The organism is Psychromonas sp. SA13A, assembly GCF_011378715.1.
Taxonomy (GTDB): domain Bacteria; phylum Pseudomonadota; class Gammaproteobacteria; order Enterobacterales; family Psychromonadaceae; genus Psychromonas.
In genome coordinates, this window is record NZ_WTKU01000009.1 from 59,047 (window position 1) to 85,103 (window position 26,057).

Genomic DNA, 26,057 nt, shown 5'->3' on the forward strand with positions numbered 1-26,057 from the left:
TTGTATCTTCAACGTGTATTGCTAGTCCTGATTGTAAATTACTTTTGACTTAAAAAGAAAAATAACCACGAAGCACTGTGCTTGATGAAGAATATGAAGAGAGAATGTTATTTGAACCTAAGAAAAATGAGTTTATGATTTTCATTTTTTAGCGTTAACTTCTTTCCCTTCGTGACTTCGTGGTTAAATTACTTTTTACCTCAATTTTTTCGTTCTTTATAACTTGCTTATTAAATTCTTTGTTAAATTGATGGTAAATTGCTTTAATTTAAAAATTAACCCTCAGTAACTGTTTGGTAAGCCCATGTTAGCCAAGGCGTTAAAGCTTCTAAATCGCTTTGCTCGACGGTACTACCACACCAAATACGTAACCCACTTGGTGCATCTTTATAAGCTCCAATATCAAAAGCGACTTCTTGGTCGGCAAGTAACTTAATAAACTGTTTCAACTGCTTATCAGATAAATCTACCGAGAAACAGACACTAGTATTAGAGCGAATGCTCTCTTTTTCTGCTAAAAAATGGATCCATTCATGGGTCGCTACAAATTCACTTAATACAGCTAAATTCGCTTGAGACTTTTTAATGCAAGCATTAACACCACCAATTGATTTAACCCAGTTTAATGCATCTTGATAATCTGCTACGCATAACATTGATGGAGTATTAATGGTCGCGCCTGTGAAGATGCCATCAATTAACTTTCCACCTGCTGTCATCCTAAATATTTTAGGTAATGGCCAGCTCGGAGTATAACTTTCTAAACGTTCAACAGCACGAGGGCTTAAAACAATTACACCGTGAGCTCCTTCACCGCCTAATACTTTTTGCCAACTAAAGGTCGTTACATCTAATTTTTCCCAGGGCATTTCCATTGCAAATACAGCAGAAGTTGCATCACATATAGTTAAACCTTCTCGTGCATCGCTAATAAAGTCTGCATTATCAACCTTGACACCTGAAGTGGTGCCGTTCCAAGTAAAGATGCAATCATTTTCAGCTTTCACTTGGCTTAAATCAGGCAACTGTCCGTAATCTGCTTTAATTTCATTTACGTTTTCTAGCTTTAGTTGTTTAGTGATATCTGCATACCAACCTTGTCCAAAAGACTCCCAGTAACAAATGTCCACTGCTCGAGGACCTAGCATCGACCACATGATCATTTCCATTGCACCAGTGTCTGATGCTGGCACAATCCCTACACGATAGCCTGCTGGTAAGTTTAATAGCTCAGCAGTATCGGTGATCACTTGCTGTAAGGCCTTTTTTCCAATATCGGAGCGATGTGAGCGGCCTAGTGTTGACTGGTCTAATTTCCCTAGGTCATATCCTGGTCTTTTAGCGCAAGGCCCTGAAGAGAAGTTAGGAGTGACGGGTTTAATCAGTGGTTTGGTGCTCATGTCGTTAGGTCCTTTTAAAGAAAATATCTTGAAGGCTATAAAAAGTAATGCTATTTGTTGAAGCTGTACAGTATTATTTTCGTTAATGTTTATTTAATGACCGCTGAAGTGAAATAATAAGGTAGGTGCTTATGCGCTGTTTGATGAAGGCTTGGCATGATAATGAATACGCAATAAAAAGTGGCAATAAAAAACTGGTTGATAAAGCAAACTGGTAATCAAGATCAAGCCCAAGATCTATTACAAGATACCTTCATCAAAGCCCTGCAACACAAACAAGTATTTTGTACTATTGACGATGCAAAAAGCTGGCTATAAAAACGGTGTTGCAACTGCTGAAGTATTAGAAAAAATAGCGACCGCGATGGGCGTTGCGATTAAAGTAGAAAAATCATGTGTTTACAAGAAATTATGGAAGCGGGAGTGATCACTACACCTGCTATTTCCATTGATGGTAAGTTAGTACATTCTGGTTCTGTTCCTGATCAGAAAACGACGGCAGCTTTTTTGAGTTAAATTAATAGCAACGCTTGTTATGTTGATTGCTTTAAAGGTTAAGTATTTTAATTATTGATTATTTTACAGTCAGTTGGTTGATATTCATGAAAAATTACTTTACTTTAAAATTTGCTTAGGTATTATCCGTCTCGTCTGCAGGGGTGTAGTTCCAACGGCAGAACGACGGATTCCAAATCCGTATGTTGGGAGTTCGAATCTCTCCACCCCTGCCACATTTTAAAGCCTCGACTTATGTCGGGGCTTTTTCATTTCTAGTTTTGCTATTTCTTTTGTTACTCATTTAATAAACATGTTCCCCTAAAAAGCGAAGCTATAAGAAACAGTAAAGATCGTTGCGCTATAATTACTTGATTTATATTCAGATGGAATATCAAATAGATTTGAAGCATCATTGACTTGCACCAGCATTACTTCTGCTTTTAATGCACTCAAAGGGGTAAAGTGGTAAGAGGTGCCTAGTGCGATTGAAAACTGATCATAGCCTTGATAAAAGTCCGCTAAAATATGTTGCGATGTATTAATCTGCTGCGTTTGCATGTAGCTAAAAATGCCATTAGGTATCTGATTATTATCTATTTTTGTGTAGGTATTTAAGGTGTCATTTTCGGTTTTTATTTGAGAATAAAATAGGTAAGGGGTCCACTTATTGATTTTTTTTCGTAATGATATGTATCCAGAGAGAGTATTAAGACCAATATCAAGATCATTATTTTTTCTTAATATTATCTCAGAGGCTAATCTAAAATCATTACCTAGGTGTATATCGGCCCCTAAATTAAAAATAAACATATCATAGCTACTTACCGCAACTGCGCCATCATTGGGATCATTATTATAAAATCCGATATCAGGTGTTATCGCTTTGTATCCAACTTCCTTAAGCCATAGGCTAGCACCATCATTTTTGATAGTGGCCATATGCAATCCCGCTAGGTAAGTGTTTTCTGTTGTCTTATAGGTAATCGATGTACCGATCAGATCCATTGTTACTTTATTATAAGTTGCACCTGTGGAGTATGAGTTATCAAGGTCATCACCAATATAATATCGCCACTTATGTTTTGCTCTACCTGCATAGGCATCAATAATAAGCTCACTATTAGCAAATGCATAAGTATTGCTAATTGAAGCTCCTAATACGTTATAAACAGGTGATTTTGAATCAAATTCGGCAGGTAGACGAGCATAATCATAGGTGACGCCCACGTCTCGATTTACGGAATTAAGATAACCTGGAATAGGTAACATGCCTAAATTAATCACCCATTCATTATTAGGGCGATAAGATAAAAAAGCCCATGTCAGGGCTGGAGCAATACCATTTTCCTGTGATCTATCTGCTGCTAATTTAGCTTGCATTGTTGCAGTCAATTTAGGTGAAAATTGTATGTCTAGTTGTCCCGCAAGAAGGCTATCTCGTGAAAATGTCCCTTCATTATCAATATATTGCATATATGAATAAGGTTTATCTGATATTGCATAACCTACTGTCCCAAAAGCTGAGAATGTATAATTAATTGCTGCACTGGCATTGCCATGAAACAAGATTGCAATACTGATTGCTAATAGTATTTTTATCAACAAAATCCACTCCAATTGGATGTATAATTTAAGTCCGTTTTATTACTTCAAATATGCTTTAACTTTTCGTTTTCATTATCTGTTCTAATTATCTGTTCTAGTTATCTGTTTTGATTTTTAGTTTGCTGAACGCATTCATTGCCGCATTGAGTCGCGACTGTTGATTTTTTTGATTAACACTTAGAATTTTTTCAATAGTTTAAATGAGTTAGCTCTCAATATCACTGTTTACTAATGATTTTTATATCCTTAGGAAGTGTGAGTAGGTTGGTATCGATATAACCAATTGCGCCGGGAGTCTCGACAATAAAATCAAGTGCTGAGGTGACCGATAAGAACTCTTTCGGAGGCGTTCCTTTACCAATGAAGCGTCTTACTGTCCAATAAGCTGCGTATTTATCTTCATCCTGGGATAAATATTTTTGTAAAAAACGTGCTCTTAATGGATTTGATGGATCTTGGTTAATAGGAATGACCGAAATACCATTGATTTCAATTATTTTACCCGTATAAAGTCGACTGATAATACGCGCATCAAGATCTGTAATATCCGTTTGATAGGAAGTAATCATGACAACTTCTGCCTTAACGGAGATAGATATCACAAAGGTTAATAGCAGGGAGATAAGTGTGAAGTGTTTATTTTTCATACATTCTCCCTAAAAAGCAAAACTATAAGAAATTGAAAACACAGTCGCACTATAATCCTGGGAGGCATTGCCTGAAGGAATATCAAAAAGACTAGAGGATTTATTGACTTGTACCATCATTATTTCAGCTTTCAATATATTAACAGGCGTAAACTGATATGACGTCCCTATCGCAATAGAAAACTGGTCAAAAGCTTCAAAGGTATCAGCAATAACGTGTTGTAAAGCGTTAATGTTGTTAAATGAAGGTACTTGGTTATTATTAATTTGAGAATATTTTTTCAAATCAGCACTGTTTGTTTTGATTTGAGAATAGAAAATATAAGGTGTCCAGTTATTAATTTTTTTCTTTAATGACACATAGCCTGAGATGCTATTAAGCCCTGTTTCTAAGTCATCTGAATTCCTCACTGCCAATTCCGAGGCTAATCTAACACCATCACCAAGGTAGATATCTGCACCAATATTGGCGATATATAAATCAAAACTGTCGACTGTTAAAGTGCCGCTACCTTCATCTGTATTATAATAACCAGAACCTGGAATGGCATCAGAATAACCTACATTTGCATCCCATGAATTGCCATTTCTTTTCTTTATTCTTGCTCTGTGTAAACCTGCTAAATAGACATTGTCGGTGGTTTTGTAAGTGATTGATGCACCTATTACTTCAACATCTACTTTATAATAATCAGCTCCTTGATTGATGCTGTTTTCAATACTCTCTCCGATATAATATCGATAACTCGCTTTAGTTTTACCTGCGTAGGCATCAACAATAATTTCACTATCGGTAAGAGTGAAGGTTTTATTAATTGAAGCCCCTATAAAGTTATAAACAGGAGATACTGAATCAAATTCGCTAGGGAGGCGAGCATAGTCATAGGAAATACCTAGATCTCTATTTACCGAGTTTAAGTAGCCAGGGATCTGTAATTTACCTAATCGAATTAGCCAGTCATTGTTTGGTCGATAAGATAAAAAAGCCCATGTAATACTTGGCTCAACACCATTTTCTTGTGAGTTATCTGCTGCTAATTTTGCTTGTATTGTTGCACTAAATTTAGGATTAAATTTAATGTCTAGTTGTCCCGCAATCAAACTGTCCTTAGCAAAGGACCCTTTATTATCTATATGTTGTACATATTTAAAAGGCTGGTCTGAAATGGTATAACCCAATGTGCCAAAGCCTGAAAAATCATAACTTATTTCAGCTTTAACAGAGGGTATAAAAAGCGATGACATCAATATAATTGTTATCAGTCCTTGATAATAATAAAGATACTTTTTACTCAACTTTCATCCTTAACATATTGCTTACCATTAGATTGCTTCAATTCATCCATGAACTTCTAATTTACTGTTCAACTATACTGTACGTTGGAGATTGATCTTAGTACCTAGAAGTTATTTGCCCTAGTTGTTGATTATTTTTATATTTTGTATGATAAATAATATTAATATATACCTAAATAGAGGTGTTTAACAGGTGTTGAGTCTATCAAGAGATCCCTTTAGTGCATTAATGTGAAGTTAAAAATATAAAACTAGTTGATACTAATGATTTAAGCTTTCTGTATCAGGCTTTTATTTATTCTTCGTTTACAGTGGAGTAGTTAGTGATGACCTACCGGTTTATTATTTTTACAGAGCTAGGGACAGAAATTAAATCGGTGTCGATATAACCTATTGCACCTGGTGTTTCAGCAACGTAAGTAATAATATCTGTTACTGATGCAAATTCTTTAGGTGGGGTTCCTTTGCCAATGAAGCGTCTCACTGTCCAATATGCTGAGTATTCATTTTCATTCTGTGACAAATACTTTTCTAAAAATCTATTTCGTAAAGAAGTTGTCTGCGTGCTATTAACAGGTATCACGGAAACTCCTTCAATTTCTATTACTTTACCCGTATAAATTCGACTGATAATACGCGTATTGAGCTTTGAAAATACTGTTTTATCATTGCCTATTATTACTAGCTCTGATTTAGCAGGAGCGGAAACAAAAAGCATTAATATGAGTGAGGTAATAATGAGTCCTTGATTAGTCATTTGTCACCTCCTAAAAAGCAAAGCTATAGGAGAGAGAAAATATTGTTGTCGAGAAATCACTACTTTCATTCTGAGATGAAACATCAAATAGACTTGATGTTTGATCAACTTCAACAAACATTATTTCAGCTTTTAATACACTCACTGGGCTAAAGCGATAGGATGTACCAATGGCAACAGAGAATTGGTCATATGCTTGATAAATATCCGCTATAACATGTTGTGATGCATTGATTAAGCCTGCGTTAGGAATTGCACTTGGGACTTGATTACTATCTATTCGCTGATGTTTCTTTAAATCATTACTGAATGTCTTAATCTGTGAATAGAAGATATAAGGGGTCCATTTATCTATTCTTTTTTGTAGTGATACGTAACCTAAAACACCATTTATACCAACATTGAGATCATTGGTTTTTCTGTACACTAACTCAGAAGCTAATCGAAGGTCATTACCAAGAGAAATATCTGCTCCAATATTAGCAAGATATAAATCAAAGCGATTGGTTATAGAGGCTCCACTGCTAGGCTCATTGTTATAATACCCGATATCTGAACCCGGTATAATCTCAGTGAATCCGATCTCTTTTAACCATTCTTCACCTCCTTCATTTTTCACTTTTACTCTATGGATTGCTGCCACAAAGGTATGTTTAGGTGTTTTGTAACTAAAGGCTAGGCCAACAAGATCAATCTTCACTTGGTTATAGCTGCTACCTTGAGTGTAAGCGCCTGGTATCTCATTACCAATATAGTAACGAAGATCCGTTGTTTTTTTACCTGCATAGAGATCCACTGTGAAGTCGCTGTCATCAAAGTTGAATGTTTTACTAATTGCAGCTCCTGTGAAGTGATATATGGGAGAGGTTGAATCAGCTTCTGCAGGTAAGCGGGCGTAATCATAAGTGACACCCACATCTCTATTGACTGAGTTTAGGTAACCAGGTACTTGTAATTCGCCGATACGGAATAGCCAGTCATTGGTTGGGCGGTAAGATAAAAAAGCCCAGGTGATATCAATATCCACTCCGTTAGCTTGTGAGTTATTGGCTGCGAGTTTAGCTTGTATTGTTGCACTTAACTTGGGAGAAAATCTAATGTCGAGTTGCCCTGCGATTAGGCTGTCTCTTGAAAAAGTTCCTTCGTTATCAATATATTGAATATATGGTGAGGGATTATTTGAAACAGCGTAACCTAGGGTACCAAAACCTGAAAAATCATAACTTATCTCTGCGTTTGCATTGTTATGATAAAGCATAGCCAGAGGTAACATTTTAATTAGGAGCTTGTAATGAGAAAGACTATTGATAGCCAAGTTATATTTCCAACATAAATTATTTAGTCCACTTATTGATATCAGTATTTCGTAGAATCGTATTCTTTTTTATCTACTCTGTTTTGTGTTGTAAGGGTTTAAATTTAAAAAATTTATGAGTCTTTTAGCTTTTGTAAGCGCTTATCATTCATTATATACCCTATATTAACTATAGATTAGACCATTTTATTTTTTTTATTTGATCTTTTTGGTTGTTAAATACTTATTAGAACAGGGATTTAATTTTTATTAACATTCTTAGTGACTTACATCGATATCTAAAATTATTGAAAATAAAAACATGTCACTTTTTATTCTAAAAAGAGTTAGCCTAGTTGTAGTCTGTATTGCCGGAGTATTTATGCGGGAGAATAGGGTGATGCTTCACGTATTACGTTACCGCATCACCTAATGGGGTTTTTAGTTAATAATCATTTCAATTTTTAGGTTGGAGAAAAAAGAATAAATTTTGGCTATTTAATTCATTGATATTAACGTTATTCATTTTACCGCCATTATTCCGCTTTCAGTTTAGGTGTAACAGCGATAAAAAGGTGAATCAAAGTAGTACGCTTTAATCATCTGGCCAGTTATCTATGATTGATATGCATTGATCTTCAATTACAAATAAAGCTTCAACAATTTCAGGGTCGAAATGATGGCCTTTACCTTTAGCAATTATCTCCATTGATTGCTGATGTGAAAAAGGTTCTTTATATGGGCGAGCACTGCGTAAAGCATCATAGACATCGGCGACAGCCATTAACCTAGCCGCTAATGGGATATTATGACCTACTAATGCTTCTGGATATCCTGAGCCATCCCATTTTTCATGGTGATACAGTGCGATATCCATAGCATAACTGAGTAGTTCGCCTTGCCCACCCATTAAGCCACTGGCTTGTTTTAGAATGTCATAACCACGTTGTGAGTGAGTTTTCATTATTTCAAATTCAGCCTCTGTATGCCTGCCTGGTTTAAGCAAAATATTATCTGGTATGGTTATTTTACCAATATCGTGCAATGGCGATGACTTGGTGATCAAGTTAATGACCTCAGGGGTTAATGTAGATGCATAATGAGGTAATTTAGACAGCTCCTCTGCTAGTGACCGAACATATTCCTGTGTGCGACGAATATGGTTACCTGTGCACTCATCTCGAAACTCTGCAAGCGAGACCATCACATATATAGTGGCATCTTGTAGTTGGTTCACTTGAGCTAAGCGTCGTGACACTTCTTTTTCTAACCAAGTGTTATTATCAAGTAAATAACTTTGCCAAGCTTTCAGCTTAATATGCGTATTCACTCTCGCCATCACTATTGAGGGGCTAATAGGTTTATGTATAAAATCTACGGCACCTAATTCAAAACCATGTTCTTCATCTTCTACCGACACTTTAGCTGTTAAAAATATGATAGGGACGTGCTGTGTTATTTCACTTTCTTTTAGGCGAGTACATACTTCATAGCCATCGATATCTGGCATCATGATATCAAGTAATATCAAGTCTGGAGGAGAAGCAAGTGCAAGTTCAATCGCTTTTTTTCCATTGTTAGCCGCTACAATCCGATATTTATCTTTTAGTAAGCCCATTAAAAGGGTTAGATTTGCCGGTGTATCATCCACAATTAAAATAGTAGGCTTGTTACTTAAACCCGTCATTAATACATTCCTTCTCTATTTTTATATTCTTGTAAGTGATTTAAAGCACTATCAAATTCAAAATTATTGATGCATTGGTTAATTTGTAAAAGAGTTTTTTCAGGTAATACATCTGTTAATAGTGGATAGTTTCTATTCCATTGTTCGATAACTTCTACATCGCTCTCTAAAAGTAGACGCTCTAATAATATAAGTACATCGTTAATTGCAGTTTTTGTTGAAATATTTTGAGGTTCACTATCAAGCTGTATTTTTTTTAATTCGATTAATAATGGGGTTAATTCAGTGAGTAGTTTATTTAGGATCACTGTCGCCGAAGAGTAGCTTGCATGTTTACACACTTGCTCAAGCTCAACGGCAGGTTGAGTCAATTGATTAGCACCTATTGTTTCCGTTAACCCCTTTAAGGAATGAGCCATTAACTCCGCGTTCTTCCAATCTCTTGCTTCTAATAATAATGTAAACCTTTCAGGAAAATTTTTGAAATCGTTGAAAAAGTTAACTAACACTTTTTGGTATAAATCAGTTCTTCCGGCTGAATTTTTTAATCCCTGGGCGGTATTCAACCCTACAATAGGAACAAATGTGTCCTTGTTATCGATTGTTTCATTCGTTTTCACTGCATGGGGCAACAGAGTCATTTTATTATGCAATTCATAAATTGTGGCGTAGAGTAATTCGGGAATTATTGGTTTTGATATATGTCCGTTCATGCCATAAAGACGGCTTTTCTTAATATCTTGCTCCATCGCATGCGCTGTCATCGCGACAATAGGCAAGCCTGCAAATTCTTGATGTTCTCGTAATAATTTAGTCGCTGCATAGCCATCCATGATAGGCATTTGCAAGTCCATTAACACGATATTATATTGCGTTATTTTGCCATTTAATATTTTTTGTACTGCTTCTTGCCCGTTATTTGCAGTATCAATTAACGCGCCCTTCATTTTTAATAATTCTATCGCGAGCTGTTGATTGGTTTTATTATCTTCTACTAATAAAATCCTAATACCCTGTAGACTTAATTCGCTTTTAGTTGAATCAGACTGAGTGAATTTGCTTTCTAAAGCGGTAATGGAGTTGAATACATTCTTCAGCGTAGTCGGCAAAATAGGTTTAGATAATAAATATTCAAGTGCATATTTTGTGGCTATTTTATGCATATTTCCATATTCATTGGCAGACATCATAATCAACTTAGTTTTCTCTAAATATCTTTTCTCGCAGTGGGATTGTAAAAACTGCTTTCCTGAAATATCTTTATTAGTCCAATCAAAAAAGACTAAATCATAAGGTGTTCCTGCATCATATTCATTTTGTATCATGAGAAGGGCTTCAAGGCCGCTGTCGGTCATTTCAATGTCATGCTCAACCTCACTGCCGACTTCAAGTTGTTGCATCATTGCTTGTAGAAGCAACCTTGATTTTTGTTGTTGATCAACAATTAACACGCGTAAATTTGCAACGTTGATTTGGTTATGGCAAAGAGGCTGCTTTTCTGGTAAATCAAATTTTGCGCTGAATGAAAAAATAGTTCCTTCATGTGGCGTGCTGTTAACCTTTATTTCTCCATCCATTAACTCGATTAAATTCTTTGTGATAGCAAGGCCTAAACCTGTACCGCCATACTTACGTGTAGTTGAGCTATCAGCTTGCTCAAACTCTAGAAACAACCGACTCACTTGCTCATCTGTCATACCTATACCAGTATCCTCCACTGAGAAGTTAAGTGTAGTTTGTGTAGCGGTGTTTTCTACCGTTGAGATAGTGAGTTTAATGTAACCACGTTGAGTAAATTTAATCGCATTTGATAATAGATTATTTAATATTTGACCGAGTCTAATGGAGTCGCCAATAAGCACTTTAGTGTCATTCAATAATGAATTACCTTTTATCTCTACTAACATTTCAATGTCTTTTTTCGCTAAGCTTTGCTTGACCAAGGACAATGAATTGGTCACCGTCGTTTCTAATTGAAATGAGGTTTTTTCCAGTTCTATTTTGCCTGCTTCTATTTTTGAAAAGTCTAAAATATCATTAATAATATTAAGTAAGGATTGTCCCGCATTATGAATCGTTTCTATGTAATTGGCTTGTTGTGAGGAAAGTTTGGTATTCAACGCTAAGTAGGCCATACCGATAATAGCGTTCATTGGCGTTCTTATTTCATGGCTCATATTCGCTAAAAATATCGATTTGGCTTGTGTTGCTTCCTGTACTATCAGGTTTGCATGTTCTAATTTCTTTTGGCTTATGTTTCTATTATCTATATCTTTGCCAATGGATTCAGACATGTGGTCCAGCGTTTTTCCTAACGTTAATAACTCTTCTGCCGCTCGCATTTTAGAAACGCGTGTCGAATATTGCCCCGCTGCTAAACATTCAGCGACTTTTGAAAGTAAACTTATAGGGTTTAAAATAAATTGCCTAAACAACAGGTAAATAAGAAAAATGAGGATAAAGGTTAATAGCAAACCGATACTCGCTTTTGTTATTAAAGTATTTAAAAGTGTGCTCGCTTCTTGTACTGCATTATCGGTTCGCTTTTGTACTTGTTGTGATAAGTTGAATAAAGCGTGTGAGAGTGTGGCTTTTTTTGCGTTATACGTATTGCTGTATATTAATTTATTCGCATACTCTACATTCGGTTCTCCGTCAGAAACATATTCATTAGCCTTAATGTCATATAACCCCTGTGTGCTGGCAAAGGCTATTTGTTCAACATTTTTTAATGTTTCGAGTGCCTTTAAAATCTCTTGAAGTAATAGCAATTCTTGTTGAGTAAAGCCTAAGCCTTTCATTTTTGTGGTTAACGAAATACCTCCTTGTGTTGCTAATGCAGTGTGAGGTTTCCTTTCGGCAATTACGTCTGCCCAATATAATGACGGGATATAGTTGACAGGTGCATGCCTAGTGCCATTTCGAATTGCAATAATATCGTAATAATAAAAAAGATAACGTGTTTCACTGGTCGAAATAAAAAGCCTAACCAATTGCGCTAGCTCGTTAGTTTCTACTTGTAATCCATTGGTGAGGCTAATAGATGCTTTACTATGTTGTTGTGTTTGTATCAGATTGTTGTAAGCTTTTTTCACTTCCAAAGTGACATAATAATTTGCACAGAGGATCAGTGAGAGAAACAAGGAAACATAGATAGATGCTTTTGAAAGTTTCATGTTTGCCTAGATCCTCTTTAAGCACATTTTTTAATAATATTAATGGCTGATTAATGTTAATAGTGGTTACTGTTAGTATGTCTTGAATGCTCGAAAGATCATCATGTTAGAGTCAATTGTAGTGATAACGACGCTCTTTTATGAAAAATAGCTTTGCAATAAAAGTCAAATATAACTGATTTATTGTCGATTGTTACAGGTCGTTCATTACTTTAAGTAAGCAACAAATCAGCTCCCTCAATTCATCGTAAAATGTCACTTATGTCTATTTTTTACCTCTTGATAGTTAATAGTAGGCTTTTTACTTCATTTGTACATGATCAAATTAATAAATACTGTGATTAAACATTATAATATCGAGCTTTTTTTTCTACGAATAGAGTGTTGATTATGTGATGGGCATAACTATTTTATGGTATATTATTTATCAAAAGTAATTAAATAAAACAGGAATAATATTATTATGATTGATTATGTCGCGACTTTTATTTTCTTGTTTGCAGTTATTGACCCGATTGGTACGGTTCCTGTGTTTATGGCTGTTACTAGTCATTTTGACCATAAAGAGAAACGTAAAGTAGCGCTAAAAGCGACAGGTTATTCAGCTGTTATTTTGCTTTTTTTCTTAGTCGCCGGTGAATTTATCCTGACCTCTATTGAAATTCCTCTCTCTGCTTTTCAAATAGCGGGAGGGATAGTACTGTTTTTGTTTGCTTTATCGATGATATTTGGAGAGAGTAAACCAGATATTGAACTTAAGATGTCAGCCAAGCAAAATGAAGCTGCCATTTTTCCCATCGCGACCCCATCAATAGCCAGTCCAGGCGCGATGCTAGGCATTGTCTTATTAACTGAAAATTCAAGTTATAGTATTTGGGAGCAAACTCAAACCGCGTTAATTATGCTTCTAGTCCTGTTGATTACAATGTTACTGATGTTAGCGGCGAGCCAAATACACCGGGTTATTGGCAATGCGGGTGCGAGCCTTATTAGCCGAGTGATGGGCATGATATTAGCCTCCGTAGCGGTGGCCAATGTCCTAGCAGGTATCAAGCAATACTTTTTACTTTAATTTTTTGCTCGTATGAATATGTATGTCGCTTTATTGGCGTTGTTGAATAAACTGCTCCAACTCTTTGATCGATAAAGCTCTAGAGAAATGGTAGCCTTGAAATAAATCACATCCGTATTCAGCAAGGATCTCTGCATGTTCCGCTGTTTCAACGCCTTCTGCTAATACTCGCATGTTTAAGTTTTTTCCCATACCAATAATACTTTTCACCATCGCTTTATCTGTTTTATTTTTGTTGATGTCTTGGACAAAGCTTTTATCTATTTTTAATTCATCAATGGGCACGTCTCTAAGCATGCTAAGAGAGGAGTAGCCTGTGCCAAAATCGTCTAAAGCTAAGGAGATATTGTGATCTTTCATTTTAGTAAAAATGGGGCGAAGTACATCAATGCTTTCAATAAATAAACTTTCAGTTATTTCGATAGTAATAGGCAGGTTTTTCTCTCCAAAATAGAGAATACTTTTAATTAACACTTCAAAAAAATTTGTCTGTACAAACTGCCTCACTGATACATTGATCGACAAAGCAAACGTTGTTTTTGACTTGCGTTGTAAGCTACTTATTTCATACATAGCTCTGTTCATTATGTGTTGGCCTAGGATTGGCATTAAGCCAGTTTTTTCTGCAATAGGTATAAAAATATCCGGTGTTATAACACCTAACGTTTTACTTTCCCAGCGTACCAATGCTTCTACGCCGTAGAGTTTATTAAATGTGTCCATTTGCGGTTGATAAACGAGACTGATTTCATTTTTTTCAATAGCAGTACGTAATGCTTGTTCTATTTCAGTTTGTTTGAGCAGATGTTGATGGACTTCTTGTGAAAAGAAAAGATAGTGATTTTTGGTTTTTTTCGCTATCAACATGCTATTTTCAGCATAGCTTATTAAAGTGTCTAACTGTTTTGCATCGCGCGGATAACAGGCTATACCTATTGAGCTAGTAATAGTTAAGCTGTGATTAAAAATACAGTGCATCTCAGCTAAATCATCAAGTAGTTTTTTAGCAAAATCAGATATATTTTGTTTATTTTCCATTTCTATTAATAAAATGAATTGGTCACCACTATAGCGAATTAAATCACCTAATTTCCCTTTTTCCCCTGTTAAACTCTGTTGAATTCGAAGACTAACTGCCTTTAATAAAGCATCCCCATATTTGTGTCCAAAAGAGTCGTTAATATTTTTAAAGTTATCTAAATCGATATATAACATTGAAAATGGTTTTTTAACGTTGGTTAGATCATGGATTAAATGGGGTAATACTGAACGATTATAACAACCAGTTAAATCATCATGTTCTGTTTTATAGGCCAATTCTGTTAACTTATTTTTTTCTATTCTGATTATCCATTTGAACAGGAAAAAAATCACCGCTAAAAAGATAAAATATAAAATGAAGTAATAGGCTGATGTGTAAAGTAATTGACTGGTAATACTGGTTAATGAGCGGCTAGCATGCGTCCAGAATTGATATTGTTTATTAAAGGATAAACTATGTAATTCCTCTTTATCCTTGTTATTGAAACCGAATTGAACCACTTCTTCTGTATCACGCAACATTTCAAGCGTTAAATTTTGTTTCTTGAGTTCTTTTTCTATTTCATTGCGTTGTTGTTCTGTAAACGGAGTTGAAAAATTCTCTGCGTATTCTTTAGAGCCCATTGCAGTGTCTAAAAGACGATAGAAACTTTGATCGAGAGTCAGCATTAGTGAGTTGCCAAAGGACTTTGATTGGGGCCACTTGGGTTGTAATTTATTAATAAGAATCGCAGAAAATAAAAAACCTGTCACAGAGCCCTGTTTATCAATCAACGCTTTTCGTATCGGGATGATCCATTTTTTAGTGATAGGTGAAAAAATAGGACGGCTGATCATTAATTTATCAGCGATGATAGGACCATAAAAGCCTTGCTCAATGTAGCGATCGCCTTTCAATTCAAAAAGTTTTTGCGGAAGGTTGTCACTTTTTGCACGTAAAGTACCGTCTAAATTAAATACAGCAAAACCTGCTAATAAATCCGATTTCTTTAGTATTTTTTGTAACACCGATTGATTAAATTGATGGTCTTCATTAAATCCAACATTGATAAGATCTAATATAGACTCATAGGTAGATAATAAAGAATTGATATCTGCTTTAACTATTTTAGTTATATACAGTTGTTCATATTTTCTTTTTGTTAATAATTCATCATATTTACCATATACAGTAGTGAGCAATAGAATAGTTGTGAACACGACTAGGCAAAAATAGATTAGCCAGGTATGGCGAATTAACTGAAAAATCTTCATTAATTAACGGTACTCTTTTATTTTGTGTGTATAAATAACTGATATAAATAATAAGGCGTGATTTTATCATCTAATTGGCGGTGTTAATATGAGAATAAATTCATATTTTACTCATTTAGGGTAGGAGTAAATCTATTTTTTGCATTATTTAGCCCGTTTAATGCAATAAATTATATCTTTTTGTGCCATTAAAGAAACTGATTTTCTGTCGTTTTTTTAAACGTTTTAAAAGAAGTCTGACTTAGATGATATAAATCAAACCACTGCACCCAATTAAAAGGGTAAATTACACACCATTGCGATTTGTGATCGATGTAACAAACACTTTGGTTTATAATGCGCTCCAATATTCAGAATATAACGACATAATGTTGTATTTTAGACTGCGTCAACGCAGAGCCTGTCACTATCTAGGTAACGATTGGGCCGGTAGAGAATAGGTAAGAAATTTTATAGTTTTTAAAATAGTTTTCAAAAAAGTTTTTAAAATGATTTCAAAAATAGTTTTCAAAATAAAATGAGAGGAGACATCATGTCAGTAAAAAAAATGGTTGATCTAGATTTAGCCGGTAAACGTGTATTTATCCGCCAAGATCTTAACGTTCCAATTAAGGATGGCAAAGTAACATCAGATGCGCGTATTCGTGCTTCAATTCCAACAATCAAATTAGCCTTAGAAAAAGGCGCTAAAGTGATGATTACGTCACACTTAGGTCGCCCAACTGAAGGCGCGTCTGCTGAAGAAAACGCAGCGTTCTCTCTACAACCTGTTGTTGATTACTTAAATGAAGCGCTAGACGTACCAGTACGTTTAGCAACTGACTACTTAAATGGCTTAGAACTTAATGCTGGTGAAGTGGTTGTGCTTGAAAATGTTCGCTTTAACAAAGGCGAGAAGAAAAACGATGAAACATTATCTAAGCAATTAGCAGCATTATGTGATGTATACGTAATGGATGCATTTGGTACGGCTCACCGTGCTCAATCTTCTACTAACGGTGCTGGTCTATTTGCTCCTGTTGCTTGTGCAGGTCCTTTATTAGCCGCAGAGTTAGAAGCACTAGGCAAAGCAATGGATAACCCTGCTCGCCCATTAGTTGCAATCGTTGGTGGTTCTAAAGTATCAACTAAATTAACAGTATTAGAGTCATTATCTAAAATTGCAGATCAACTAGTTGTTGGTGGTGGTATTGCGAATACATTTATCGCAGCACAAGGTCATAATGTTGGTAAATCATTATACGAAGCTGATTTAGTTGAAACAGCTAAAAAATTAATGGTTGATTGTGCAATCCCTGTTGCTACAGACGTTGCCTGTGCAAAAGCATTTGATGAAAACGCTGAAGCTGAAATCAAAAATGTTGCAGACGTACAAGATGACGACATGATTTTCGATTTAGGTCCTGAATCAACAGCGGTATTAGCGGCTATCTTAAAAGATGCTAAAACAATTCTTTGGAATGGCCCAGTTGGCGTATTCGAATTCAAAAACTTTGAAGCAGGTACAGCTGGCATCGCTAAAGCGATTGCTGAATCAGATGCATTCTCTGTTGCTGGTGGCGGTGATACGCTTGCTGCTATCGACAAGTTTGGTATTACTGCAGATGTTTCTTACATATCTACTGGTGGCGGTGCTTTCCTTGAGTTTGTTGAAGGTAAAGAGTTACCGGCAGTGGCAATGTTAGAATTGCGTGCTAACGATTAATTCAAATGTTTAGAGCGAGATTTTATCTCGCTTTTTTATGCGTATTCTTTGTGACATAATTGCCTTAGAATCGCGAAACGAAACAGATTTTAATTTAAAACAATAGATAGGGTATATCTCATGACTAAGATTTTAGACGTTGTACAACCTGGTGTTATCACTGGTGATGATCTTCAAAAAGTATTTGCTGTTGCAAAAGAGCATAAATTTGCACTTCCAGCGGTAAACGTTGTTGGTTCAGATTCAATCAATGCTGTACTTGAAGCTGCTGCTAAAGTTAAAGCGCCAGTTGTTATTCAATTCTCTAACGGCGGTGCTGTATTTAACGCTGGTAAAGGTCTTAAACTTGACGGTCAAGAAGCAGCTGTTTTAGGTGCTGTTTCTGGTGCTAAGCACGTACACGCAATGGCTGCTGCTTACGGTGTTCCAGTGATTCTACATACTGACCACGCTGCTAAAAAATTACTACCATGGATCGACGGATTATTAGATGCTTCTGAAGCACATTTCGCAGAAACAGGTAAACCATTATTCTCTTCTCACATGATCGATCTTTCTGAAGAACCATTAGAAGAAAACATCGAGATCTGTGGTAAATACCTAGCGCGTATGGCTAAAATGGGTATGACGTTAGAAATCGAACTAGGTTGTACTGGTGGCGAAGAAGACGGCGTTGATAACTCAGATATGGATGATTCTTTACTTTACACTCAACCATCTGAAGTTGATTACGCATACGTTGAATTATCAAAAATTAGCCCACGTTTCACTATCGCGGCTTCTTTCGGTAACGTACACGGTGTATACAAGCCAGGTAACGTTAAACTGACTCCAACAATTTTACGTGATTCTCAAAAATTCGTTTCTGAAAAACACAACCTACCAACTAACTCATTAAACTTCGTATTCCACGGTGGTTCTGGTTCTTCTGAAGCAGAAATCCAAGAGTCTATCGGTTACGGTGTTATCAAAATGAACATCGATACAGATACACAGTGGGCATGTTGGGATGGCGTTCGCGTTTACGAAGCAGCTAACCGTGATTTCTTACAAGGTCAAATCGGTAACCCAACGGGTGATGACGCTCCTAACAAGAAATACTACGATCCACGTGTTTGGTTACGCGCAGGTCAAACATCAATGGTTACTCGTTTAGAGAAAGCGTTCTCTGACCTTAATGCAGTAGACGTTCTATAATTTAATCCTTTAGAGGGTTAACTTATAAGTAGATAGAGCCAGCTTAATTGCTGGCTTTTTTTTGCCATTTTTTGCAGTTCACTTTCGTCTATAAAAGCTTATGTTTTTGAAGCAATATAGATAGGCTCAATAGTCGCAGATAAAGCGCTGTTAAAGTCCGCGTCTGCTTGCTCTGCAAAGAGATTGTTGGTTAATACACGCGAGAAGCTAGCAATCACGCCATTATTTTCGGTTAATCGACGGTTTGCTTCTTCAATTGGATAACCGCCAGATAAAGCAACGACTTTAACCACATTAGGATGAGTAATACACGTTTGGTAGAAGTTTGCAGTTTCGGGCAGAGATACCTTAAGCATTACCAATTCATTACTGTTCAATAGATCTAACTGTTTTAAAATCTCTTGTTTTAATAATACTTCAGCAGCACCTTTCTCCGGGCTATTTATATCTACTTCTGGCTCAATGATTGGCACTAAACCCGCTGCACAAATTTGTTTAGCAACTTTAAATTGCTGCTCAACTAGCGCTTGTATACCAACCGGATCTGCTAATTTAATGACTGAACGCATTTTAGTGCCAAATACATCTTTAGCTTTTGCTTTTTGTAGTAAAGCTTCGAGGCCTGGAATGGCTTTCATTAATTGCACGCCATTAGCTTGCGCTTCTAAGCCTTTGTCCACTTTAAGAAATGGCACTATATTTTTTTCTTCCCATAAATAAAGTGAGGATGCCTTTCCTTCAATTTCGCGGTCTAAGGTATTTTCAAACAAAATAGAACCAATCACGCGGTCACCCCTAAAAGAAGGGCTAGTGATAATACGAGAACGCATTTTATGCACTAAATTAAACATCTCTTCGTCGGTATCGTAGGCATCTTCGTTTACACCGTAAGCTTTAAGTGCAGTAGGTGTACTGCCGCCGCTTTGGTCTAATGCTGCTATAAATCCTGGTTCTGTTTTAAATCTATTAAGTTGTTTCTCAAATGTTTGCATGGCTGAGCCTCTGAAAGTTAGTTATACACAACATACATTGAATATTTCTTAAATACAAATGATTATCATTTGAATTTAAGGTTCAACTCAGATTTGAATCACTTAGTATTTCCATGGTTTGAAAGGATCTTAATTTATTTTTGGACAAACAAACGTTAACAAAAATTAATAAATATCCGCTCAAAGAGACTGTCCCTATATTGAAACAAGTGGAGTTGATACATTTAACTGTATGAGTACTTACTCTATACCTAACAATCTTTGGTTAACATTAATTTTTATTAGGTTAGCGCATTTATTTTTACTGTAAATTACCAACTAAAAATAGTTAGAAAAACAGTTAAGAAAAGTAGCTAAATACGATAAATATTTAACGAATCAATAAGCAATAAGCAATAAGCAATAAGCAATAAGGAGTATCTTGTCTTTTCTGAACACTTGATACGAGCAAGGTTTGATAAAACTAGGGCGGTGCTTTACTTATAACTTAGATTGATGCTCTATAAATGAATTGATGTCATTTAATTATTTACAATCTTACACTTCTGCTACTTGGTATTAAGTGACGAACCTAGGTAATATATAGCTTTATTATTAACCGCCTAATCTGAGAGGGAACATGAAAATAATCAATGCAATACTGCTGAGCTGCTTATTAACGGTGATAACATCGGGGCAGGCTGCAACATTACCTGAACAACCGCATATATCAGTTTCAGGCGCGGCAAAAATAGCCGTGAAACCAGATACTGTTCGTATCCAATTTCAGTCTATTGCCTTAGAAAATGATGCAGATAATGCTAAACAGGTAGTGGATTTGCAAGTACAACAAGTGCTGTCTCAATTACAAAAAAATGGCTTTGATCAAGCACTGCTAACTCGTGCTGATGTGCAATTACGCCCTGAGTACGAATATATCGAGAAAAAGCGTACTCAAGTAGGCATTAAAGCAACACGTAATTTAAGTTATCAGTTAGACGATTTAGAAAAAATAAATAAGTTTTTACAGATTTTAGTGAAGAATGATATTTCAAATATTGGCCAAATTAACTATGCACTTAAAGATCCATTACAGTGGCAAATAAAAGCGCGTGACTTGGCGGTGCAAGATTCTATTAATAAAGCTGAAGGATTGGCTAAAAGCTATCACGCTTCATTAGGTAATGTGTATTCAGTTAATTACCATAACAACAATGCACAACCTATTTTGATGCGAGCAATGGAAAGTGATCAAATTGCACCAAGTTATCAAAATAATCAGATAGAAATAAATGAGCGAGTGGAAGCCGTATTTTTATTAAATCCTTAATCGACACTGATCAATAGCTGTTGTGACAGTGAGTTGAAGTGCATACTTTTCAGCTCACTGGGTAGAAATAGTTGTTGTAAATGGCTGATAAAATGGGCACATCGTTGTTTTGAAAAACTGCTTTCAATGCTGAGGTAGGTACTCATTTTTTCTGGAGTTAAGTGCAGAGTAATATAGTCTGCACCACAAATCGCATTCAGAGAATAACCTTTTGGACTAAAGCTATAATGATCAATTATTAAATTATTCAGCCCTGGGTTGCATAGCGACTTATCCAATAACGAGTCATCAGATAGTGAATGATCAAATAGCAAATCGAGCTTTAATGAAGCTAAAACGGCTTTTTTGTCTAATATTTTTGTTTGGAGTGTGTTGGCAAAAGCGCTATTTAATCCATGTAGCATATAAATACTTTGCGTTATTATACTATTTTCAGATACCTCGCCGAATACAAATAAATCCCCTTGATAGCCGTCTCGCCAATGCATGTTTTGGCCCTTAAACTGCTTTTCTAATAGCAATGTGTCCTGTTGGAAGTTAGAACGCTGTAATTGTGGTTTTAAGGCTTGATGACGTTGAAAGAGAAGGGTGTTGATATGTTGCTTAGTAAATTGTTGCTGAACAAATAAAGCGGCTTTAACCAGTTGCGTATTGCCGCAGGTAATTAAAATCAGTTTATCTTGCCATACAAACAAACTTGATTCCGAAAGTAAGTAAGCTTTTACGTTTGCATTAGTGATGCTTGATAATACTTCTGCACCAGAGTGCGCGACTAAGTCTGACCAAAAGCTATCTGCAAAATCAAACAAGTTAAGGCCTTTAGTGCTGATCACTAAACGTTTTTCCGTCCCTTCATAAAACATTTAAGTTCGCCCTAACAACGTTCAGAAAAGACAACTTTTTAAAACAGAAAGTCTTTTCAGCTATGCACTGTTTTGAATACAAGGGCTTACTTTTAATCTTGCTGTGATCTCTTTGCATTTTACAAAATACTTTTAGGCACAATGGTGCGCGTTTTAACTTTTAAGCGTTTACTTAAATCAACCTCTTGATCAGGGTTCCAATCTACTGTTGTTTGCCATGCATTCTCTGGCTGCATTTCAACTAACATCACCTTTTTTACCTTTTTTGCAACAGGCTTTGAAGGGATCACAACAATACTTTCAGTGTTTAAGTTTGCGCTACGTGGATCTAAGTTAAATGTACCAATGACCGTTAAATGATCATCAATGACCATTGATTTTGCATGTAAACCAAAAATAGGTTGCTGTTTTAATTGACGAACCATCTCTTGAGACATGACTTTTTGCCTGATCTTCGCATCGGGCTTAAATTCAAAAATCTGTATTCCTGTTGCAAGTAATGCCTTGCGACTTCTTTGATATCCGCTAAAAGCATCTAAGTTATCATTAGAGGCCAGGCTATTGGTCAATATCTTTATTTCTACTCCCTTAGCGACGAGGGACTTAAAGAGTTCTTCACTGAGCTCTGTAGTGATCAAATAAGGGGATTGTATGGTAATAGAGCTTTTAGCTTGTTTAATCAATTGTATTAAGCGTTCTGTAGCGATCCCACTGCCACCCAGAAATGTTTTTGCATCGTTTTTACCCGGAGTATCTGATACATACTCAACATTATTTAACCAATACACATCGCCTGACTCAACCGCCAGATTAAAGGCAGCGGGCATCGCTTCTATTTGTGCTCTAACCTCGGGTAAAAAGTGTTTAGGGTTACAGGCATATTGATGTAATTTTTCAAAGTTAGGCGTTATATTAGTATCGGTTTGAGTTAATAACTCAGTGACCGGTACACTTAATTTATGCTGCCAAAATTGATTAAATGATTGCTCAATTTGTTGTGTTGCTTGACCGACTAACAAAGCATCCCTATCTCTAAAATTATACTCATGGTCATAACCAAAATATTCATCAGCTACATTACGGCCGCCAGTGATCGAGATCAGGCTATCAACGGTAAAAGTCTTATTATGCATACGTTGGTTGAATGCATGGAAGTCAGTGGCAAGGTTGGTTAGCTTTTGTAATAGATTTTTGCCAACATTAGCCAAGGGGTTATATATCTTAATACTAATATTAGGGTGCGCATTTAAAGTTAATAATTCATCGCCTTTAGCATCCAACATAATATCATCAACTAATATACGTACTTTGACACCTCTATCTGCAGCTCGTACTAAATAATCGATCGCTAATAACCCAATATTATCAGTGGAAAAAATAAAGTACTGCACATCAATCGTCTTCTCGGCATGCTCACTTAACCACGCTCTTGTAAACATCGCTTCAGTACCTTGCTCCAATACATAAACACCGGTTTTGTTATCTTTAATATAAGATGAGTAGGGTGCAAGCTGCTCTGTTATGGAGGTATTAGTTTGAAAAGTAATATCTTGGCAATAATCTTCATTACTCGCCGTAAAACGCTCTTCTGGAGGCGTACAAGCAGCCAGCAACAGTAAACTCACCGTTAAACTGAATAGCTTAAAAGAATTACAATAAGAAAATAATGGCACTCGATGTCCTTGCTTAGTCATTATGTTGATAGCGATTGATTAGCAAATAATAACAAATCTTAATCCTTTCTATTGTTTTAATTATAGATTGTTGATGACCGCTTTGTTTCTGCGCTCCTGAAGACCGCTGATAAAAGGCTGATTCAAATAAAGTAATCGCAATGACTGAGTGATCGGGGGTTGTTTTGAGGGGTTAAATAAAAAGTTAAACTAAGGACTTTCCAGTCAGATACAAAAAAGCCCATAGTAATAAATTACTATGGGCTTAAATGATGGTGCTTCGTCTCGGAATTGAACCAAGGACACGAGGATTTTCAATCCTCTGCTCTACCGACTGAGCTAACGAAGCAAAACTTTTTATTTATTAACTAAGCTAATAAATTTCATCTTACGATGGGTTGTAAATGGTGCCGACTACCGGAGTCGAACTGGTGACCTACTGATTACAAGTCAGTTGCTCTACCTACTGAGCTAAGTCGGCACATAAACCGTTCTGAGCTTTCGCTCTTGTTTATCGACTAATCAATAAACTTAAATAATGGTGCTTCGTCTCTGATATTAAAAGATGAACCACTTGGTGAGAGTTTTTCACTCTCTTTACTGATTGAAATAAATCTTTTCAGTAAAACTAAATAATGGTGCTTCGTCTCGGAATTGAACCAAGGACACGAGGATTTTCAATCCTCTGCTCTACCGACTGAGCTAACGAAGCATCTTTTTATAACTTTTCAACTCTGTCTAATCTATTCGACTGAGCTAACGAAGTATCTCGTTTTTACTTATCAACTCTGTCTAATCTATTCGACTGAGTTAACTAAGTATCTTGTTAATGATTATAACTTCAATCTATGTGACCGAGCTAATGAATCAGGAACGAGGCGTATTAAATAGATTTTAGCGTCGAGCGTCAACCTATTTTTACGCATTTATTCATAATTTAATGCGTTTGTTCGTACTTTGAGCATTATGTGCTCTAAATGTAGTCACAAACAACATAGACTTATTTGTTCTCTGGTGTGAAACCTTCAATCTCTACATCTTTATCTTCAAACAAATAACCAATCATTGCTTCTTGGATAATAGCTCGGTCATCTGGATTGAGCATTTTTAGTTTCTTTTCGTTAATCAACATGGTTTGCTTTTGTTGCCATCCCGCCCAAGCTTCTTTACTGATATTATCAAAAATACGTTTACCAACTTCACCTGGAATTAATTGAAAGTCTAAACCCGGCGCTTCTTTTTTTAAATAAGTACAAAATACAGTACGAGACATTATTTATTCCTTGTGCGTGATTTTATTAACGGCAGCAAATATCTTTTTTGTGGCAGCGGCTAATCCAATTTTTTGTGGTTGTTGTAGGTTATACCAAAGCTGGTCATTTTGTTCCATTACTTGATTTAATTCTTGTTGGGTAAAGTCCACCAATATAGGTGAAATATCAAAATGGTAATGACTAAAAGTATGGCGAAAAGTCGCTAGTTCTGTTGTTTGATAATTGTTGATACCTAAATCAATTAAATGCGCTAAAGCAGCTTCACTATCTGTAAATTCAGGAAAACACCATAAACCACCCCATATTCCAACTGGCGGCCTCTGTATTAACTGTATTCGTCCTTCTTTATTTTTAAGTACCAACATCACCGCGGTTTTAACCGGGATTTTTTTCTTAGCCTTAGGTGTGGGGTAAGCGGTCATGCAATCGTCTGCTAGTGCTAAACAATCATCGGCGACAGGGCACTGATCACATTTTGGTTTGCTTCGTGTGCAAATCATCGCACCCATATCCATCATGGCCTGATTAAAAACATTGGTATCTTTTGCTGGCGTTACCGAATCAGCGAGTGCCCACAACCTATTTTCAACTTTCTTTTCACCCGTCCAGCCTTCAATTTTCTGATGGCGTGTTAAAACACGTTTTACGTTGCCATCTAAAATAGAGAAATGCTTATTCAAAGTTAACGATAATACTGCACCAGCTGTTGAGCGGCCAATGCCTGGTAATGCAATCACATCGTCAAACTGTTCAGGAAATTGTCCATCAAATTGGTCACGAATAATCTGTGCAGCTTTATGCAGATTACGGGCTCGTGCGTAATAACCTAACCCTGTCCAATGATGTAATACTTCATCAATAGGGGCATTCGCTAAATATGAAATAGAGGGAAATGAACGCATAAACTTATTGAAATAAGGGATCACTGTCGCCACTTGAGTCTGTTGCAACATCACTTCACTGACCCATGTCTTATACAAACTTTTGTCTAACTGCCATGGTAAGGTTTTACGGCCATGTTGTTGGTGCCAATCATTGATTCTTTGGCTAAAATGCAACTCACTCACTAGAAACTCTTCGCTAATAAAAAAGAGCAACAGTCTAGCAGAGTTGCACAATTAATATAACATTGCATAATGCACGGCAAATATTCACTCCACTAAAATAGCTGAGTAATTTAATTGGTTTTACTAAACCATGACAGCATTAAAAATTTTATAAACAGAACAATTGCTTACAGGAAATATTGCTTTGTATTGGCTGAAGTTCTTTGTTTAAAATTTAAGCTCATAATTAATGGAAGTGATATCATTAGCC

General features: G+C 36.1%; 20 protein-coding genes and 4 tRNA genes. 7 read left to right on the forward strand and 17 right to left on the reverse strand.

What is annotated here, in order from left to right; genetic code table 11:
• Positions 1–275: 275 nt before the first annotated feature.
• Entirely contained in the window at positions 276–1,400 is a 1,125-nt protein-coding gene (locus tag GQR44_RS10160) for a phosphoserine transaminase (protein ID WP_166371716.1), read from the reverse strand.
• Between the two features lie 180 nt (positions 1,401–1,580).
• Between GQR44_RS10160 and GQR44_RS10165 the strand changes: the two genes are divergently transcribed.
• The 3 genes from GQR44_RS10165 (at position 1,581) to GQR44_RS10175 (ending at position 2,131) form a co-directional block, all read left to right on the forward strand.
• A complete protein-coding gene (locus tag GQR44_RS10165; protein ID WP_166371717.1) occupies positions 1,581–1,718 on the forward strand; it encodes a sigma factor in 138 nt (45 codons plus the stop codon).
• Between the two features lie 75 nt (positions 1,719–1,793).
• Positions 1,794–1,916: a thioredoxin family protein gene (locus GQR44_RS19625; protein WP_205963033.1), complete on the forward strand. Its 123-nt coding sequence runs from the start codon at positions 1,794–1,796 to the stop codon at positions 1,914–1,916.
• A 139-nt stretch (positions 1,917–2,055) separates the two neighbouring features.
• Positions 2,056–2,131 (forward strand) — tRNA-Trp (locus GQR44_RS10175).
• An 85-nt stretch (positions 2,132–2,216) separates the two neighbouring features.
• Here the strand turns inward: GQR44_RS10175 and GQR44_RS10180 are convergent.
• The 7 genes from GQR44_RS10180 to GQR44_RS10210 all read right to left on the reverse strand — a co-directional run bounded on the left by GQR44_RS10180 (position 2,217) and on the right by GQR44_RS10210 (position 12,360).
• Complete coding sequence (locus GQR44_RS10180) at positions 2,217–3,503, reverse strand: hypothetical protein (protein ID WP_166371718.1); 1,287 nt, start codon at positions 3,501–3,503, stop codon at positions 2,217–2,219.
• 218 nt (positions 3,504–3,721) lie between these two features.
• Positions 3,722–4,150: a hypothetical protein gene (locus GQR44_RS10185; RefSeq protein WP_166371719.1), complete on the reverse strand. Its 429-nt coding sequence runs from the start codon at positions 4,148–4,150 to the stop codon at positions 3,722–3,724.
• 9 nt (positions 4,151–4,159) lie between these two features.
• A complete protein-coding gene (locus GQR44_RS10190) occupies positions 4,160–5,446 on the reverse strand; it encodes a hypothetical protein (RefSeq protein ID WP_166371720.1) in 1,287 nt (428 codons plus the stop codon).
• Between the two features lie 331 nt (positions 5,447–5,777).
• Complete coding sequence (locus GQR44_RS10195) at positions 5,778–6,203, reverse strand: hypothetical protein (RefSeq protein ID WP_166371721.1); 426 nt, start codon at positions 6,201–6,203, stop codon at positions 5,778–5,780.
• Positions 6,204–6,213: 10 nt separating this feature from the next.
• Positions 6,214–7,476 carry a hypothetical protein gene (locus tag GQR44_RS10200; RefSeq protein WP_166371722.1) on the reverse strand — a complete coding sequence of 421 codons (1,263 nt, stop codon included), beginning with the start codon at positions 7,474–7,476 and terminating at the stop codon, positions 6,214–6,216.
• 616 nt (positions 7,477–8,092) lie between these two features.
• The gene (locus GQR44_RS10205) at positions 8,093–9,184 is read right to left on the reverse strand and encodes a two-component system response regulator (RefSeq protein WP_166371723.1); all 1,092 of its coding nucleotides are present in this window, start codon (positions 9,182–9,184) and stop codon (positions 8,093–8,095) included.
• Positions 9,184–12,360, reverse strand: coding sequence for a response regulator (locus tag GQR44_RS10210; protein WP_166371724.1), 3,177 nt, complete (start codon positions 12,358–12,360; stop codon positions 9,184–9,186). The genes GQR44_RS10205 and GQR44_RS10210 overlap by 1 nt, the downstream gene beginning before the upstream one ends.
• Before the next feature lie 463 nt (positions 12,361–12,823).
• Between GQR44_RS10210 and GQR44_RS10215 the strand changes: the two genes are divergently transcribed.
• The gene (locus tag GQR44_RS10215) at positions 12,824–13,432 is read left to right on the forward strand and encodes a MarC family protein (RefSeq protein ID WP_166371725.1); all 609 of its coding nucleotides are present in this window, start codon (positions 12,824–12,826) and stop codon (positions 13,430–13,432) included.
• Positions 13,433–13,462: 30 nt separating this feature from the next.
• On the opposite strand, the gene GQR44_RS10220 is transcribed toward GQR44_RS10215, so the two are convergent.
• The gene (locus tag GQR44_RS10220; protein WP_166371726.1) at positions 13,463–15,727 is read right to left on the reverse strand and encodes an EAL domain-containing protein; all 2,265 of its coding nucleotides are present in this window, start codon (positions 15,725–15,727) and stop codon (positions 13,463–13,465) included.
• A gap of 532 nt (positions 15,728–16,259) precedes the next feature.
• Here GQR44_RS10220 and GQR44_RS10225 point away from each other — a divergent pair.
• Positions 16,260–17,432 (forward strand): phosphoglycerate kinase, encoded by a 1,173-nt coding sequence (locus GQR44_RS10225; protein WP_166371727.1) that lies wholly within the window; start codon positions 16,260–16,262, stop codon positions 17,430–17,432.
• Between the two features lie 120 nt (positions 17,433–17,552).
• On the forward strand, positions 17,553–18,629 hold the full coding sequence (gene fbaA, locus GQR44_RS10230; protein WP_166371728.1) for a class II fructose-bisphosphate aldolase: 1,077 nt from the start codon (positions 17,553–17,555) through the stop codon (positions 18,627–18,629).
• 98 nt (positions 18,630–18,727) lie between these two features.
• On the opposite strand, the gene GQR44_RS10235 is transcribed toward fbaA, so the two are convergent.
• Positions 18,728–19,621 (reverse strand): fructose bisphosphate aldolase, encoded by an 894-nt coding sequence (locus GQR44_RS10235; protein ID WP_166371729.1) that lies wholly within the window; start codon positions 19,619–19,621, stop codon positions 18,728–18,730.
• A 619-nt stretch (positions 19,622–20,240) separates the two neighbouring features.
• Here GQR44_RS10235 and GQR44_RS10240 point away from each other — a divergent pair.
• Complete coding sequence (locus GQR44_RS10240) at positions 20,241–20,930, forward strand: SIMPL domain-containing protein (protein WP_166371730.1); 690 nt, start codon at positions 20,241–20,243, stop codon at positions 20,928–20,930.
• Here GQR44_RS10240 and GQR44_RS10245 read toward each other — a convergent pair.
• From GQR44_RS10245 to mutY, 7 genes are all read right to left on the reverse strand, one after another.
• Positions 20,927–21,793, reverse strand: a complete 867-nt coding sequence (locus GQR44_RS10245; RefSeq protein ID WP_166371731.1) for an S-adenosylmethionine decarboxylase — start codon at positions 21,791–21,793, stop codon at positions 20,927–20,929. The two genes, GQR44_RS10240 and GQR44_RS10245, sit on opposite strands and share 4 nt — an antisense overlap.
• A 119-nt stretch (positions 21,794–21,912) precedes the next feature.
• Entirely contained in the window at positions 21,913–23,466 is a 1,554-nt protein-coding gene (locus GQR44_RS10250; protein WP_346774340.1) for a phospholipase D family protein, read from the reverse strand.
• 273 nt (positions 23,467–23,739) lie between these two features.
• A tRNA-Phe gene (locus tag GQR44_RS10255) sits at positions 23,740–23,815 on the reverse strand.
• Positions 23,816–23,871: 56 nt separating this feature from the next.
• Positions 23,872–23,947, reverse strand: a tRNA-Thr gene (locus GQR44_RS10260).
• A 155-nt stretch (positions 23,948–24,102) separates the two neighbouring features.
• A tRNA-Phe gene (locus GQR44_RS10265) sits at positions 24,103–24,178 on the reverse strand.
• 288 nt (positions 24,179–24,466) lie between these two features.
• On the reverse strand, positions 24,467–24,739 hold the full coding sequence (locus GQR44_RS10270) for an oxidative damage protection protein (RefSeq protein ID WP_028870440.1): 273 nt from the start codon (positions 24,737–24,739) through the stop codon (positions 24,467–24,469).
• 3 nt (positions 24,740–24,742) lie between these two features.
• On the reverse strand, positions 24,743–25,807 hold the full coding sequence (gene mutY / locus GQR44_RS10275) for an A/G-specific adenine glycosylase (protein ID WP_166371733.1): 1,065 nt from the start codon (positions 25,805–25,807) through the stop codon (positions 24,743–24,745).
• Between the last annotated feature and the right edge of the window lie 250 nt (positions 25,808–26,057).